Raw genomic sequence first — 14,748 nt, 5'->3', positions numbered from 1 at the left:
TGCGCGCCGGTGGAATTTCTCCGTTGGGCGCGGTCAGTGTAGACTCTCGCAGGGCGGCCGCTGTTCACCGCCCCACCACTGACCGACACTTCACAGGGAACCCCCATGCACAACGCGATTGCCGACCAGCTTACCGACCGTTTCTTCCGCTATCTGGCTATCCCCAGCCAGAGTGACGCCGCGGCCACTACCCTGCCGAGCACCCCCGGCCAGCAGCAGCTGGCGGCACTGGTCGCGGACGAGTTGCGCCAGCTGGGCCTGCAACAGGTCATGGTCGATGAGCACGCCACCGTCACGGCGGTGAAGCCGGGCAACCAGCCGGGCGCGCCGCGCATCGGGTTCATTACCCACCTCGATACAGTAGACGTCGGTTTGTCGCCGGTGATCCGTCCGCAGATCCTCACCTTTGAGGGCGATGACCTCTGCCTGAACGCCGAGCGGGACATCTGGCTACGGGTCAATGACCACCCGGAGATTGACGCCTACCGTGGCCAGCCGATTATTTTCAGCGACGGCACCAGCGTGCTGGGCGCCGACAACAAGGCGGCGATGGCGGTGGTGATGACGCTGCTGGCCAACCTGACGCCGGAGACGCCGCACGGCGACATCGTGGTGGCCTTCGTGCCCGACGAGGAGATCGGCCTGCGCGGCGCCAAGGCGCTCGATCTGGCGCGCTTTGAGGTCGATTTCGCCTACACCATCGACTGCTGCGAGCAGGGCGAAGTGGTGTATGAGAACTTCAACGCCGCGGGCGTGGAGCTGCGCTTCACCGGCATCCCGGCGCACCCGATGTCTGCCAAGGGCGTGCTGGTGAACCCGCTGCTGATGGCCCACGACTACATCAGCCACTTTGACCGCCAGGAGACGCCGGAGCACACCGAAGGCCGCGAGGGCTACACCTGGTTCCAGGAGATGAGCGCCAACGCCAGCGTCGCCACCCTGACGGTGGCGATCCGTGACTTCGACAGCCAGCGCTTCCTGGCACGCAAGCAGCGCATCGGCGAGGTGGCGGAGATCATCGCCCGCCGCTACCCGCGCGCCAGGGTGGAGTTCAAGATCACCGACGTCTACCGCAACATCGCTGACGCCATCCACGGCGATCGCCGGGCGATTGACCTGATCTTCAGCGCCATGACCGAGATCGGCGTCGAGCCGAAGGTGATCCCGATGCGCGGCGGCACCGACGGCGCAGCACTCTCCGCGCGCGGTCTGCTCACCCCCAACTACTTCACCGGCGCGCACAACTTCCACTCACGCTTTGAGTTCCTGCCCCTCAGCGCTTTTGTGAAGTCCTATGAACTGACGCTGGCCATCTGCCGGCAGGCGGCGGCTATTTAAGCGCGCCGGAGAGGAACTGGCGCAGCCGGGCGCTTTTGGGGTTGCCGAACAGCTCCTCCGGCGGCCCCTGCTCCTCAATCAGCCCTTGGTGCAGGAAGATCACCTGGCTGGAGACGTGGCGGGCAAACTCCATCTCGTGGGTCACCACCACCATGGTTTTGCCCTCCTCCGCCAGCTTCTGCATGATGCGCAGCACCTCGCCCACCAGCTCCGGGTCAAGTGCTGAGGTCGGCTCGTCAAACAGCAATACGTCCGGCTCCATCGCCAGCGCACGGGCGATGGAGACGCGCTGCTGCTGGCCGCCGGAGAGGTTGATCGGATATTTGGCGCGGGCGCGCTCATCGATGCCCACCTTGTCGAGGTAGCGGATCGCCCGCTCGCGCGCCTCCGCCTTGCCCAGCCCAAGCACCTGGATCGGCGCTTCCATCACGTTCTCCAGCACCGTCATGTGGCTCCAGAGGTTGAAGTGCTGGAATACCATCGTCAGTTTGGTGCGCAGCAGCTGCAACTCCTTTTTGTCGAATACCTTGAGCTGGCCATCTTTGTCGCGCACCATGCGGATCGGCTGGTTATTGACGCTGATTGAGCCTTCACTCGGCTTTTCGAGGAAGTTGATGCAGCGCAGGAAGGTGCTCTTGCCGGAGCCGGAGGAGCCAATGATGGTGATCACGTCGCCAGCATCGGCGTGCAGCGACACCCCCTTCAGCACCTCGTGGTCGCCGTAGCGTTTGTGCAGTTCGGTCACCGCCAACTTGTTTTCAGGCATGGTCTACATTCCAAATCAGTGTGAGCCGCCCGGCCGGACGTGCGCCAGCCAGCGCCGTTCCGCCCGCCGGAACAGGCCAATCAATACAAAGGAGATCAGCAAATAGATCACCGCCGCAATGCCGAACGCGTAGAACGGCTGGTAGGTGGCGGCGTTGATGTCGCGGGCGATCTTCAAGATATCTGGCACCGTGGCGGTAAAGGCCAGCGCGGTGGAGTGCAGCATCAAGATCACCTCGTTGCTGTAGGCGGGCAGCGCGCTGCGCAGTGCCGACGGCAAGATGATGCAGCGGTAGAGCTTGAAGCGCGAAAAGCCGTAGGCATTCGCCGCCTCAATCTCGCCATGCGGCACCGCGCGGATCGCCCCGGCAAAGATTTCAGTGGTGTAGGCGCAGGTATTGAGCGTCAGCGCCAGCACGGTGCAGTTCAGGCCGCTGCGGAAAAAAGCGTTAAGGAAGTCACTGCCGCGCACAATCTCCAGACTGTACATGCCGGAGTAGAACACCAGCAGCTGCACATAGAGCGGCGTGCCACGGAACACGTAGGTGTAGAACCAGATCGGCAGCCGCACCCAGCGCAGCGGCGAAACCCGCCCCACCGCCATCGGGATCGCCAGCAGCCCCCCCATCACCACCGAGGAGACCAGCAGCCACAACGTGATCGCCAGCCCGGTAAAGCGGTAGCCGTCACTCCACAGCAGGGCCATGCCATACTGTTGCAGGATCTCCATCATAGCTCAGCCCTCTTCACGCCCAGCGAGTAGCGCCGCGTCAGCCACAGCAGCACGCCATTGGAGAGCGTGGTGAAAATCAGATAGACCGCGCCCGCCACCATCGCGAAGAAGAAGGGCTGGTAGGTGCCCTTGCCAGCCAGTTGCGTGGCCTTCACCACGTCGTTCAGCCCCAGCAGTGACACCAGCGCGGTGGCCTTCAGGATCACCTGCCAGTTGTTGCCGATGCCCGGCAGCGCGAAACGCATCATGGCCGGGAACAGGATGCGGCGGAAAGTCTGCGCGCCGCTGAAGCCAAAGGCGGTCGCCGCCTCAATCTGGCCGCGCGGCACCGCCATATAGGCGCCGCGGAAGGTCTCGGTGAAGTAGGCCCCGTAGATGAAGCCAAGGGTAATGATGCCCGCCGCCAGCGGGTCAATGTCAATCTGGCCGACGCCCAGCAGCTCGGTCAGGCTGTTGAGGGCAATTTGCAGGCCGTAGAAGATCAGCAGCATCAGCACCAGATCCGGCACGCCACGGATCAGGGTGGTGTAGCCGTTGAACAGGGCGCGCAGCACGCGGCTTTGGGAAAGCTTGCCGCCCGCGCCCACCAGCCCGATCACCACCGACAGCAGCACCGAGGAGAGCGCCAGCTCCAGCGTTACCCAGGCACCCTGGAGAATCAATTGGGAATAGCCGTCAAACATGGCGGTATCTCAGTTAGGCAGGGGCGGACGCCCCTGCGGAAAGGCTGCGGCCATTAGCCGCCGTACACGTCGAAATCAAAGTACTGCTTGGCAAACTTGTCGTAGGTGCCGTCCTGACGCATCTCGGCGAACGCCTTGTCGAGCGCGGCCTTCAGTTCGGTATCCGCCTTGCGCAGCCCCATGCCGGTGCCGACGCCAAAGAAGGTGTCATCCTTCACCGATTCGCCGGCAAAAGCGTAATCCTTGCCCACCGGCTGCTTCAGGAAGCCTTCGCTGCCCGCCACTTCATCCTGGAAGGCGGCGTCGATGCGGCCGGAGTCCAGGTCAGCGTAGATCAAGTCCTGATTCTGGTAGGCCACCACGTCGATGCCCTTCGGCTGCCACATGGCGTTGGCGTAAGCCTCCTGGGTCGAGCCTTGCAGCACGCCCACGCGCTTGCCGCGCAGGGCTTCCAGCGTCGGCAGGATGGGCGAGCCTTTCTTGGCGATCAGGCGGGCGTTGGCGGCGTAGAGTTTCTCCGTGAAGGCGATCTCTTTCTGGCGCTTCTCAGTGATGGAGAGCGACGAGATGATGGCATCAATTTTCTTCGCTTTCAGCGAGGGGATCAGCGCGTCGAAATCACTCTCCACGAAGGTGCACTTCGCCTCAATGCGCTTGCACAGCTCCTTGGCTAAATCAATATCGAAGCCGACCAACTGGCCATTGGCATTTTTGGACTCAAAGGGTGCATAGGTGGGGTCCGTGCCGATACGCAGATCTTTCGGCACCGCGGCGAAGCTGCCGGCGGTCGCAAATGCCAGAACCAGAGGAAGGACTTTGACCAATTTCTTCATACATTACCCTCAAATGATAGTCGGTGCCTGACCCGGCACTCACCCGATTTTTCATGCAGGTTTCATGCCGATTATGCGGGGGTGATGAATAACCTTCACGGCCCGCAAAAAGGCGGCCAGAGATCACGCCATAACGCCAATCCACAGGAGGAACGGTATGCCGTGTTGAGAGTATAGATAACTGCCGGGAAAAGATGCACCAGCGTGGTGCGGCGTGTGCGCCATGCTGGTGCAGATGAGAAAAAATGATCGTTGGTGGGGCAATGTGCCTAGCGTGCGCCCTGCCAGCGCTCGAACAGATCGTCAGGCAATTCAATATCAAATTGATCCAGCACGCGGTTTACCGTCTGGTCAATGATCTCCTGCACCGTTTGGGGTCGGTGGTAGAAGGCTGGCACCGGCGGCATGATTACTGCGCCCAGTTCAGCGGCCTGCGTCATCAGGCGTAAATGGCCCAAATGCAGCGGCGTCTCGCGCACCGCCAGCACCAGCGGGCGGCGCTCTTTCAGCACCACGTCCGCCGCGCGCGTCACCAGACTGTCCGTGAAGCTGTTGACGATGCCGGAGAGCGTCTTGATGGAGCACGGCAGGATCACCATGCCAGCGGTCTTGAAGGAGCCGGAGGAGATGCTGGCGGCGATGTCGCGGGCATCATGCACCACGTCGGCCAGCGCCTGCACGTCGCGCAGCGAGTAGTCAGTCTCCAGCGCCAGCGTCTGCCGGGCGGCATTACTCATCACCAGATGGGTTTCGATGCCGTCCACTTCACGCAGCACCTGCAACAGGCGCACCCCGTAGATGGCGCCACTGGCGCCCGAGATGCCGATGATGAGTCGTTTCATAGGTAATCCTCTGCACTGGACGCCCGCAAACCGGATGCGCCGAAAAAGACAGGGCCAGACAAGTCTGGCCCCGGAGAGGTTATGGTAACGAAAGCGGCGAGAATAATCAGCCCTCGTTATGCATTTCCAGATTTTCCACTTCCTGCTGGCCGCGCATCGCCTTGGCGTCATCGTTGCGCAGCGACTCCAGATGCTCCAGGTAGCCCTGATCCACATCCTTGGTGACGTAGATGCCGTTGAACACCGAGCACTCAAACTGCTCAATGTCCGGGTTGTCTTCACGCACCGCGTCGATCAGGTCATCCAGGTCCTGGAAGATCAGCGCATCGGCACCGATAATCTGGGTGATTTCACTCACCTCACGGCCGTGGGCGATCAGCTCGTTGGCGCTCGGCATGTCGATGCCGTAGACATTCGGGAAGCGAATCTCTGGCGCGGCCGACGCGAGGTAAACCCGCTTGGCGCCCGCCTCGCGTGCCATCTCCACGATCTGCTCGGAGGTGGTGCCGCGCACGATGGAGTCATCCACCAGCAGCACGTTCTTGTCACGGAACTCGGCGCGGTTGGCGTTCAGCTTGCGGCGCACGGATTTGCGGCGTGCCTGCTGGCCCGGCATGATGAAGGTGCGGCCGACGTAGCGGTTCTTCACGAAGCCCTGACGGTACGGCTTGTTCAGGATGCGGGCGATCTCCAGCGCGATGTCGTTGGAGGTCTCCGGGATCGGGATCACCACGTCAATCTCCAGATCTTCCCACTCGCGGGCAATCTTCTGGCCCAGCTTCTCGCCCATGCGCACGCGGGCGCTGTAGACGGAGATTTTGTCGATGAAGGAGTCCGGGCGCGCAAAGTAGACATACTCGAACAGGCACGGGTGGAACTTCGGGTTCTCCGCGCACTGGCGGGTAAACAGCTGGCCGCGCTCGGTGATGTAGACCGCCTCGCCCGGCGCGACGTCGCGCAGGAACTCAAAGCCCAGCGTATCCAGCGCCACGCTCTCGGAGGCCACCATATACTCAATGCGGCCATCTTCCAGGGTGCGCTTGCCAATCACCAGCGGGCGGATGCCGTTCGGGTCACGGAACGCCACCAGCCCGTGGCCGATGATCATCGCCACGCAGGCGTAGGCCCCGCGGATCTGCTTGTTCATCGCCGTGATGGCCGCGAAGATGTTCTCCGCCTCCAGCGGGTAGTGCTGGAAGCGGTCCAGCTCGCTGGCGAAGATGTTCAGCAGGATCTCGGAGTCAGAGGTGGTGTTCACGTGACGGCGCGCCCCTTCGAACAGCTTACTGCGCAGTTCATGGGCGTTGGTCAGGTTACCGTTGTGCGCCAGCGTGATGCCGAACGGCGAGTTGACATAAAAAGGCTGCGCTTCTGATGCACTGGAACTGCCGGCGGTCGGGTAGCGTACATGGCCGATGCCCATGTTACCCTGCAAGCGTTGCATGTGACGTGCTTCGAACACATCTTTCACCAGACCGTTTGCCTTACGCAGACGGAAGCCGTTGTTGGCATCAATGGTGATGATGCCTGCGGCATCCTGCCCACGGTGCTGGAGCACCGTTAACGCGTCATAAATCGACTGGTTGACCGGCATGAAACCGGCGATCCCGACAATACCGCACATGTTGTCTTTTCCTCATCAGCGCTGCCGCAGTTAGAGATGCTGCGGCAAGAAACTCGACGTGCTCTGCAGGTAGCTGAAAAACCACCTGATGATAATGCTGAACTGCGGAATCAACTGAGACTGTTTCCAGTCAGCACTCTGTGAAAAGCCGGTGAAGGTGTCCAGAAAGAACAGGATGGCGGCGACGATCAAGACACCGCGCAACGCGCCGAAACACACGCCCAGCACCCGGTCTGTGCCTGACAGCCCGGTGCGCTCCACCAGCGTACCGATCACATAGTTAACAACCGCACCTACGAGCAACGTCGCGATAAATAAGATGCCGATTGCGATTCCGTTCCGAACCAGTTCGCCTTCAAAACGGGTGAAATAGATGGCAAGGTAGGGGTAGTAGTGACTGGCCACAAAGAACGCACATCCCCAGCTAACCAGTGAGAGCGCTTCACGGACAAACCCCCGGATCAGGCTGACAAGCGCCGAAAACCCGATAATTGCAATGATGACGTAATCAATCCAGACCATGACAATTCCAATGATGATCCGCCCCGCATCCAATTCGCGGCGAATTCTAACAGAAAAAGAAAACGTTTGCGTAGGGGAAATCTGGCCCTGTCGCAAATAATTAATTGTGCTTAAAAAAACCTCAATCCCGGCAGAAACATAGCGTGGCCGTCAGCGATTCCCTCCCCTGAAACGATAAACGGGGCGCCAAAGGGCGCCCCGTTGTGGCTGGTGCCAATCAGCGTCCGGCGCTGTAGGCGCGGATCTGGCCGCTCAGCCCGCTGATCTGGTTCAGCTCCGGCAGCGCCGACTGCAACTTCTGCTTCGAGGCGTCCGGCCCGACAAAGATACGGGTGATCTGCCCCTGCACCGGCGTGGAGGGCACGGTGTAGGCGCGATAGCCCGACAGGCGCAGGCTGGCAACAATCTCATTCACCTTGGCGGCGTTCTTCAACGCGCCAAGCTGGACGATGTAAGCCTGCCCGGCCGGTGCGCTCTCCGTTGCCTGCGGCTTCGGCTCTGGCTTCGGCTCTGGCTTGGGTTCCGGCTTCGGCTGCGGTTTCGGCTCCGGTTTTGGCTGGGGCTTCGGCTCCACCGGTTTTGGCTTCTCCACTACCTGCGGCTTGCTTTCGGTCATCGGCGGCGGCGACACCGTCACCGGCGCTTTTGTTGGCGCACTGCCAGCGGCGCTGTTTAGCTCGGCGTTTGGCCGGGTGGCGGCGTCCACCGCTGGCCCTGCCCCTTCCGGTGGCTGGGCTGGCAGTGACTGGGTCGCCGGCGGCACCGCGTCATTCTCCTGGCTGTCGCCAGCCTTCGGCACCAGCGGAATGGCCGCGAACTCATCTTCATAGTGCTTCTTTTTACCATCCAGCAGGCCCGGCAGTACGATGACGCCAAGCGCCACCAATATCACCGTCCCGACCAAACGGTTCTGGAACTTACTCGCCACGGCTGTTTCCCGCCTCTAGTGCCTCCATGACATGCGCCACGGTATGGAATGACCCGCAGACAATCACAATGTCATGATCATCAGCATCCTGCATTGCCTGTTGCCAGGCTGATTTGACATCGGCGAACTGCCGCGGTTCCGTCAGGTGCGCGGCCAGTTGCTCGGCGCTGGCCCCGCGCGGCCCCTCCAGCGGCGCGCAGTACCAGACGTCCACCTGCGGCGCCAGACAGGCCAGCGTGCCGGGAATGTCCTTGTCCGCCAGCATCCCCACCACCGCGCGCACCGTCGCACCGGGCGCCTTCGGCAGTTGCGCCAACCGCTGCGCCAGATAGCCCGCGGCGTGCGGATTGTGCGCCACGTCGAGGATCAGGCGCGGCGACTCGCTGACGGTCTGGAAGCGGCCCGGCAGCATCGCCTGTTGCAGGCCAAGGCGGATCGCCTCCTCCCCCACCTGCAAAGCAGGCGAGGCATAGTGCAGCGCGGCCAGCGCGGTGGCGGCGTTGTCCAGCGGCACCTGCGGCAGCGGCAGGTCAGCCAGCACCCGGCCACCGCACGCCCAGCGCCAGTTCTCTGGCTGGGCGCTGAAGTGCCACGCCTCGCCACGCGCATAGAGCGGCGCGCCCAGTTCCGCCGCCACCTCAGCGATGGTGTGCGGCATGTCCGGCTCGCCCACCACCGCCGGGCGGCCCGGACGGAAGATGCCAGCCTTCTCACGGCCAATGCTCTCGCGATCCGGCCCCAGCCAGTCGGTGTGATCCAGCGCGATGCTGGTGATCACGCCCACATTGGCGTCAACGATGTTGGTGGCGTCGAGGCGGCCGCCCAATCCCACCTCGAGGATCACCACATCCAGCGCCGCCTGTTGGAACAGGTAGAGCGCCGAGAGGGTGCCGTACTCAAAGTAGGTCAGCGTGGTGTCGCCCCGGCCCGCCTCCAGCGCGGCGAAGGAGGCGCAGTGCGCCGCCTCGGGCAGCTCCTGCCCCTGAATGCGCACCCGCTCGGTATAGCGCACCAGATGCGGCGAACTGTAGACACCGACGCGCAGGCCAGCGGCGAGCAGAATCGCCTCCAGAGTGCGGCAGGTAGTGCCCTTGCCGTTGGTGCCGGCGACGGTGAAAACAAAGGGGGCGGGTTGCAGCAGGGAGAGGCGCTCGGCCACCTGCCTGACGCGCGTCAGGCCAAGATCAATCGCCTGAGCATGAAGGTGTTCCAGATAATGAAGCCACGTGGCCAGGGGCGACGTGGCTTGGGGAGTGGGTAGAGTTTGCATCGGTCCCGTTCGGCTTACGCTGCGCGTCGTGCAGCGGATGTGGACAACGCACCACCCACGACGTCGGCGCAGATGGTGCCCCATGTCAGGCGTGACGGGCGGCAGCCGGGCCGGTTACCGGGGCGGACAGGCCGCCCCGCAGCCCTCGCGGGCCGCCATCAGGCCGATCAGACGTCCTGTTGGCTCTCGCTCACCACGTCGTCGCCGTCCACCACATGGACAACCACATTTGGCTCCGGCTGGTTGGTCAGCTTGGCGAGGATGCCGGCCAGTTTGCCACGCATCTCCGGGCGGCGAATGATCATGTCGATCGCGCCCTTCTGGATCAGGAACTCACTGGTCTGGAAGTCAGCCGGCAGCTTCTCGCGCACCGTCTGCTCGATGACGCGACGGCCAGCGAAGCCGATACGCGCTTTCGGCTCGGCGACGTTCAGGTCACCCAGCATCGCCAGACTGGCGGAGACGCCACCCATGGTCGGGTCAGTCAGCACGGAGATGTACGGCAGGCCACGATCCTGCATCTTCGCCAGCGCGGCACTGGTTTTCGCCATCTGCATCAGCGACATCAGCGCCTCTTGCATACGGGCACCGCCGCTGGAGGAGAAGCAGACCAGCGGGCAGTTGTCTTCCAGCGCCTGCTCGACCGCACGCACAAAGCGCGCGCCGACCACGGAGGCCATCGAGCCGCCCATGAAGGCGAACTCAAAGGAGGCCACCACCACCGGCATACCGTGCAGCGTCCCTTTCATGACGATCAACGCGTCTTTCTCGTCGGTCTCTTTCTGGGCCGCGCTCAGGCGATCTTTATACTTCTTGGAATCCTTAAACTTCAGCACATCCTTTGGCTCAAGCTCGCTGCCCAGCTCCACATCGCTCCCCTCATCCAGGAAGGTGTGCAGGCGCATACGCGCTGCAATCGGCATGTGGTGATCGCACTTCGGGCAAACCATCAGGTTGCGCTCCAGCTCCGCCCGGTAGAGTACCTGGCCACAGCTGTCGCATTTGGTCCAGACGCCCTCAGGAATGTTGGCCTTCCGGGTTTGGGTGATAGTGCTCTTATTTAGAATTCGTTCAATCCAGCTCATTGATGACCTTTCTGTTTGAACCCGGCAAACGCCAGTCCACTGTTCTTGCCCGCCGGGGCCACCCCATAAAAAAATGCCTGAGAACCGCGCCGGGCGCGTTGCTGAGGCACTGACTTGGGTGTGTCACGACGGACAGACCATAAATGTCGCTCATTAAACCATAACGGTTCGACGCTGTGGATAAAAAACTGGTCAAACCGTTAGGTTAATGTCGTAAAAACTTAATCATTGTGTGACAGCGCGACCCGGTATCAGGGTTTCTGCGTCCGCGCGCGGGCGGCAGCGCGGCGATGGCGCCACACTTCAATCACGCCCGGCAGAATTGAAACAAGGATTATGGCGACAATCAAGAGCTTCAGGTTTTCCTGCACCACCGGCAGGTCACCGAACAGGTAACCGGCATAGGTGAACAGCAGCACCCACAGCAGCGCGCCAATCACGTTGTAGGCGGCAAAGTGGCGGTAGGACATATGCCCCATGCCCGCGACGAACGGCGCAAAAGTCCGCACGATCGGCACGAAACGCGCCAGGATAATCGTCTTGCCGCCATGCTTCTCATAGAAGCGGTGGGTCTTGTCCAAATAGCTGCGGCGGAAGATTTTCGAGTTGGGGTTGCTAAACAGCCGGTTGCCGAACAGTCGGCCAATGGTGTAGTTCACCGCGTCACCCAGCACCGCCGCACAGATCATCAGCCCCGCCATCAGGTGCACGTCCAGGCTGTTGGAGGGCAGTGCCGCCAGCGCGCCCGCCACAAACAGCAGCGAATCGCCGGGCAGGAACGGGGTGACCACCAGCCCTGTCTCGCAAAACAGAATCAAAAACAGGATGCCATAAATCCAAACGCCATACTGCGCGACCAGTTCTGCCAGATGAACATCAATGTGCAGAATAAAATCAATAACGAAGCGGATAAAGTCCATGGGCGAAATCTTCTGTCAATGCAGGTCAACCCCGCAGGTTTTCACGTTTACCCGGCGAACCGGATCCCTGTACTGCCTGTTAAATTACCGGCATTAGCGTATCCGGCAGGAACAGCGGCCCCAGCGACGGTTGCGGCAAGGCAAAGCGCTCCGGGTAGTCCACGTCCACCAGATACAATCCCTCGGCCCGGGCGGTCGCCGCCGCCTGGGTGCGGTCCTTCACCGCCAGAAGGTGGGCCATCCACGTCTCTGGCTGGTTGCCGCAGCCGATCTCCATCAGGCTGCCGACAATGTTACGAACCATGTGGTGTACAAACGCATTGGCCTTGATATCTACCACAATATAATTACCCAAGCGCGTAACATTTACATGTTTTACATTGCGCCACGGGGTGCGCGACTGGCACTGCACGGCGCGGAACGAGGTAAAGTCGTTCTCGCCCAGCAGGCACTGCGCCGCGCGCTGCATCCGTTCGGCATCCAGCGGCTGGTGGTAGTGGGTCACCCCCTGTTGCAGGATTGCTGGCCGGTAGCGGTGGTTGTAGATCACATAACGGTAGCGGCGGGCGGTGGCGCTGAAGCGGGCGTGGAAATCCTCCTCTACCGCCTTGACCCAGCGCACCGCAATGTCGCGCGGTAGATGGGTATTGACGCCCATCGTCCAGGCGGCGTCCTTGCGCACCGCGTCGGTGGTGAAGTGCACCACCTGGCCGGTGGCGTGCACCCCGGCGTCGGTGCGCCCGGCGCAGAAGACGCTGACCGGGTGCGCCGCCACCTTGCTGAGCGCCGCCTCCAGACAGCCCTGTACGCTGGCTACCTCCTGCTGCCGCTGCCAGCCATAGTAGCGGCTGCCGTCATACTCGATTCCCAGCGCCAGCTTGAACTGGCCTGCCGTCGCCTCCGGCGGCAGGGTTACGGCCTCTGACATCAGTACATGTACTCCTGCACCAGCTTCTCGGCGGTCTGCACCGCCATCAGCGCGCCGCCGAAGCGGATGTTGTCGGCCACCGACCAGAATTGCAGGATCTCTGGGATGCCGTAGTCATTGCGCACGCAGCCGATGCTCAGGGCGTCGTTGCCGGAGGCATCGGTCACCTGAGTCGGGAACGCCTGCTCGTCGCTCAGGGCGATCTCTTCCACATGGCGGAACGCCTCCAGCGCCTCGTCGGCCGCCATCGGCCGCAGCGCTTCCAGATTCACCGCCTGCGCCACGCCGTAGAACACCGGCGACTGGATGCAGTTCACCGACACCGGCAGGCCCTCGTCCTGCAACACCTTGCGCACCTGATCAACCAGACGGCGCTCCTCACGGACGCTGCCCTCCTGATCGGCCAGCAGCGGCAGCATGTTGAAGGCCAGTTGCTTGGCGAACAGGCTCTCCTCCACCGGCATCCCGTTCAGCAGGCGGGCGCTCTGGCTGGCAAGATCGTCCACCGCCGCCTTGCCGTGCGAGGAGGCAGGGATCAGGCTGGTGACGTGCAAACGCGACAGGCCAGCCTGCTCGGTCAGCGGCTTGATGGCGGTCAGCAGTTGGCTGGTGAGGCTGTCGGCCAGCGCCACCACATTGCGGTTGCGGTAGTCAGCCAGCACGTGCGGGTTGACGCCCGGCACCACCAGCGGCACGTCTGGCTCCATGGCGAACAGGCCACTGCTGTCAATCACCAGACAGCCAGCGTTGGCCGCCTCGTCCACATAGCGGGCGCTCGCCTCGCTGCCAGCCACAAAGAAGGCCAGTTGCGCCTGCGACCAGTCAAACTGCGCGGCGTCCTGCACCATGACCGATTTACCGTTAAAACGGAGGGTCTCGCCGGCGCTGCGGTCGCTGGCCAGCGGAAAGAGGTCGCCCACCGGGAACTGGCGCTCTTGCAGTAACTCCAGCAGTGCGCCGCCTACCGCGCCTGTGGCCCCCAATAGGGCAATATTCCAGCCGTCAGACATCGTGGTTTCTCCAGAAAAAACAAAAACAAAGGGCGGTCATGCCGCCCGGTACACAGAGGGGTGACGCGCTACTTCAGCCGGGCAGTGAAGCCCAGCCGCGTCAGCAGCGTGGCCGTGGCCTCGTCGTCACAGTGGATGCAGAGCGACGACCATTCGCGCCGCTCCTGATAAAATTTACGCAATTTGTCGAACTCGCCCGGCTGGCCAGCCACGCGGCGCAGCGGGGCGTCATCACGCCGCACATCATACACCAGGTGCATCAGGCGCAGCAGGACGCCCTCATCGAGGGTGCGGCTGAGATCGCCATTGAGCGTCAGTTCGCCAAAGTCCGGCGCGGGCAGCAGGCTGGCCAACGGCACGTCCTGCGGGCGGCCGAGGAAGCGGCTGTAGGCCTCAAACACTTGGGTGGTGCCGCGCGCCTTGCCCTCCAGGCTGTAGCCAGCGATGTGGGCGGTGCCGATGTCCACCGCGCGCAACAGCGGCAGGGAGAGATCCGGCTCCGGCTCCCAGACGTCCAGCACCGTGCTGAGCGCCTTGCCGCCGGTCAGTGCCGCCAGCAGCGCGGCGTTGTCCACCACCTCGCCCCGGCAGGCGTTGACCAGCACGCGGCCGGCTGGCAGCGCCGCCAGCAGCTCGGCGTCCACCATGTGCTGGGTGCGGTGCGGCCCACTCTTGTAGAGCGGGGTGTGGAAGGTGAGGATATCGGCCTCGGCAACCAGCTTCTCCAGCGGCCAGAATGGCCCGGTGTCGCCGCGCTCGGCGCGGGGCGGATCGCACAGCAGGGTCTTCACCCCCAGCGCCTCCAGCCGCGCCTGCAAGCGCGAGCCGACGTTGCCGACGCCGACGATGCCGACGGTTTTATCGCGCAACTGCCAGCCGTCCCGCTGCGCCAGAATCAGCAGCGCCGAGAAGACATACTCCACCACCGCGATGGCGTTGCAGCCCGGTGCGGCGGAGAAGCCGATGCCCTGACCAGCGAGCCACGCGTCATCCACGTGGTCGGTGCCCGCGGTGGCGGTGCCGACGAAGTTGACTGGCGTACCAGCCAGCAGATCGGCATTGACCTTGGTGACGGATCGCACCATCAGCGCGTCGGCATCGGCCAGCGCCTCCCGTGGGATGGGGCGGCCGGGCACCGCCAGGACGTCCCCCAGTCGGCTGAACAGCGTCTGGGCATAGGGCATATTTTCATCAACCAGGATCTTCACGTCACTCTCCGGCAGCTTGCGCATAAATAGGGGCAAATATTCTGCCACTGAATGGCGCA

The 14,748-nt window shown here is 62.8% G+C and carries 15 protein-coding genes; 1 reads left to right on the top strand and 14 read right to left on the bottom strand.

The window, feature by feature from the left end; genetic code table 11:
• Positions 1-105: 105 nt before the first annotated feature.
• Complete coding sequence (gene pepT, locus C1N62_RS04945) at positions 106-1,338, top strand: peptidase T (RefSeq protein WP_137762578.1); 1,233 nt, start codon at positions 106-108, stop codon at positions 1,336-1,338.
• On the opposite strand, the gene hisP is transcribed toward pepT, so the two are convergent.
• From hisP to pdxB, 14 genes are all read right to left on the bottom strand, one after another.
• Positions 1,331-2,104 carry a histidine ABC transporter ATP-binding protein HisP gene (hisP, locus tag C1N62_RS04940; protein ID WP_137762577.1) on the bottom strand — a complete coding sequence of 258 codons (774 nt, stop codon included), beginning with the start codon at positions 2,102-2,104 and terminating at the stop codon, positions 1,331-1,333. The two genes, pepT and hisP, sit on opposite strands and share 8 nt — an antisense overlap.
• Positions 2,105-2,119: 15 nt before the next feature.
• Positions 2,120-2,836 carry an ABC transporter permease gene (locus tag C1N62_RS04935; protein ID WP_137762576.1) on the bottom strand — a complete coding sequence of 239 codons (717 nt, stop codon included), beginning with the start codon at positions 2,834-2,836 and terminating at the stop codon, positions 2,120-2,122.
• Positions 2,833-3,519: a histidine ABC transporter permease HisQ gene (locus C1N62_RS04930; RefSeq protein ID WP_137762575.1), complete on the bottom strand. Its 687-nt coding sequence runs from the start codon at positions 3,517-3,519 to the stop codon at positions 2,833-2,835. The genes C1N62_RS04935 and C1N62_RS04930 overlap by 4 nt, the downstream gene beginning before the upstream one ends.
• Positions 3,520-3,572: 53 nt before the next feature.
• Positions 3,573-4,352 carry a lysine/arginine/ornithine ABC transporter substrate-binding protein ArgT gene (gene argT, locus C1N62_RS04925; RefSeq protein ID WP_137762574.1) on the bottom strand — a complete coding sequence of 260 codons (780 nt, stop codon included), beginning with the start codon at positions 4,350-4,352 and terminating at the stop codon, positions 3,573-3,575.
• Between the two features lie 269 nt (positions 4,353-4,621).
• Positions 4,622-5,194 carry a UbiX family flavin prenyltransferase gene (locus tag C1N62_RS04920; protein WP_137762573.1) on the bottom strand — a complete coding sequence of 191 codons (573 nt, stop codon included), beginning with the start codon at positions 5,192-5,194 and terminating at the stop codon, positions 4,622-4,624.
• Positions 5,195-5,300: 106 nt separating this feature from the next.
• On the bottom strand, positions 5,301-6,818 hold the full coding sequence (purF, locus tag C1N62_RS04915) for an amidophosphoribosyltransferase (RefSeq protein WP_137762572.1): 1,518 nt from the start codon (positions 6,816-6,818) through the stop codon (positions 5,301-5,303).
• Positions 6,819-6,848: 30 nt separating this feature from the next.
• The gene (cvpA, locus tag C1N62_RS04910; RefSeq protein ID WP_137762571.1) at positions 6,849-7,340 is read right to left on the bottom strand and encodes a colicin V production protein; all 492 of its coding nucleotides are present in this window, start codon (positions 7,338-7,340) and stop codon (positions 6,849-6,851) included.
• A gap of 217 nt (positions 7,341-7,557) precedes the next feature.
• Positions 7,558-8,268 (bottom strand): cell division protein DedD, encoded by a 711-nt coding sequence (dedD, locus tag C1N62_RS04905; RefSeq protein ID WP_137762570.1) that lies wholly within the window; start codon positions 8,266-8,268, stop codon positions 7,558-7,560.
• A complete protein-coding gene (gene folC, locus C1N62_RS04900; protein WP_137762569.1) occupies positions 8,258-9,538 on the bottom strand; it encodes a bifunctional tetrahydrofolate synthase/dihydrofolate synthase in 1,281 nt (426 codons plus the stop codon). Before folC ends, dedD begins: the two co-directional genes overlap by 11 nt.
• A 167-nt stretch (positions 9,539-9,705) precedes the next feature.
• The gene (gene accD, locus C1N62_RS04895; RefSeq protein ID WP_137762568.1) at positions 9,706-10,623 is read right to left on the bottom strand and encodes an acetyl-CoA carboxylase, carboxyltransferase subunit beta; all 918 of its coding nucleotides are present in this window, start codon (positions 10,621-10,623) and stop codon (positions 9,706-9,708) included.
• Between the two features lie 251 nt (positions 10,624-10,874).
• Complete coding sequence (locus C1N62_RS04885; RefSeq protein ID WP_137762567.1) at positions 10,875-11,543, bottom strand: DedA family protein; 669 nt, start codon at positions 11,541-11,543, stop codon at positions 10,875-10,877.
• Positions 11,544-11,622: 79 nt separating this feature from the next.
• Complete coding sequence (gene truA / locus C1N62_RS04880; RefSeq protein ID WP_137762566.1) at positions 11,623-12,471, bottom strand: tRNA pseudouridine(38-40) synthase TruA; 849 nt, start codon at positions 12,469-12,471, stop codon at positions 11,623-11,625.
• Positions 12,471-13,481, bottom strand: a complete 1,011-nt coding sequence (locus C1N62_RS04875; protein WP_137762565.1) for an aspartate-semialdehyde dehydrogenase — start codon at positions 13,479-13,481, stop codon at positions 12,471-12,473. The genes truA and C1N62_RS04875 overlap by 1 nt, the downstream gene beginning before the upstream one ends.
• Before the next feature lie 68 nt (positions 13,482-13,549).
• On the bottom strand, positions 13,550-14,689 hold the full coding sequence (gene pdxB / locus C1N62_RS04870) for a 4-phosphoerythronate dehydrogenase PdxB (protein WP_137762564.1): 1,140 nt from the start codon (positions 14,687-14,689) through the stop codon (positions 13,550-13,552).
• Between the last annotated feature and the right edge of the window lie 59 nt (positions 14,690-14,748).

This window comes from Nissabacter sp. SGAir0207 (genome assembly GCF_005491205.1).
Classification (GTDB): Bacteria; Pseudomonadota; Gammaproteobacteria; order Enterobacterales; family Enterobacteriaceae; genus Chimaeribacter.
The sequence above is the reverse complement of the archived record's forward strand: the minus strand, read 5'-3'. Positions and strand labels throughout refer to the sequence as shown.

Excerpts from the sequence above, each read along its gene's own strand:
- cvpA (WP_137762571.1), bottom strand. The coding sequence starts at position 7,340 with ATGGTCTGGATTGATTACGTCATCATTGCAATTATCGGGTTTTCGGCG.
- C1N62_RS04920 (WP_137762573.1), bottom strand. The coding sequence starts at position 5,194 with ATGAAACGACTCATCATCGGCATCTCGGGCGCCAGTGGCGCCATCTAC.
- C1N62_RS04875 (WP_137762565.1), bottom strand. The coding sequence starts at position 13,481 with ATGTCTGACGGCTGGAATATTGCCCTATTGGGGGCCACAGGCGCGGTA.
- C1N62_RS04885 (WP_137762567.1), bottom strand. The coding sequence starts at position 11,543 with ATGGACTTTATCCGCTTCGTTATTGATTTTATTCTGCACATTGATGTT.
- purF (WP_137762572.1), bottom strand. The coding sequence starts at position 6,818 with ATGTGCGGTATTGTCGGGATCGCCGGTTTCATGCCGGTCAACCAGTCG.
- C1N62_RS04935 (WP_137762576.1), bottom strand. The coding sequence starts at position 2,836 with ATGATGGAGATCCTGCAACAGTATGGCATGGCCCTGCTGTGGAGTGAC.
- pepT (WP_137762578.1), top strand. The coding sequence starts at position 106 with ATGCACAACGCGATTGCCGACCAGCTTACCGACCGTTTCTTCCGCTAT.
- argT (WP_137762574.1), bottom strand. The coding sequence starts at position 4,352 with ATGAAGAAATTGGTCAAAGTCCTTCCTCTGGTTCTGGCATTTGCGACC.
- accD (WP_137762568.1), bottom strand. The coding sequence starts at position 10,623 with ATGAGCTGGATTGAACGAATTCTAAATAAGAGCACTATCACCCAAACC.
- folC (WP_137762569.1), bottom strand. The coding sequence starts at position 9,538 with ATGCAAACTCTACCCACTCCCCAAGCCACGTCGCCCCTGGCCACGTGG.
- C1N62_RS04930 (WP_137762575.1), bottom strand. The coding sequence starts at position 3,519 with ATGTTTGACGGCTATTCCCAATTGATTCTCCAGGGTGCCTGGGTAACG.
- truA (WP_137762566.1), bottom strand. The coding sequence starts at position 12,471 with ATGTCAGAGGCCGTAACCCTGCCGCCGGAGGCGACGGCAGGCCAGTTC.
- hisP (WP_137762577.1), bottom strand. The coding sequence starts at position 2,104 with ATGCCTGAAAACAAGTTGGCGGTGACCGAACTGCACAAACGCTACGGC.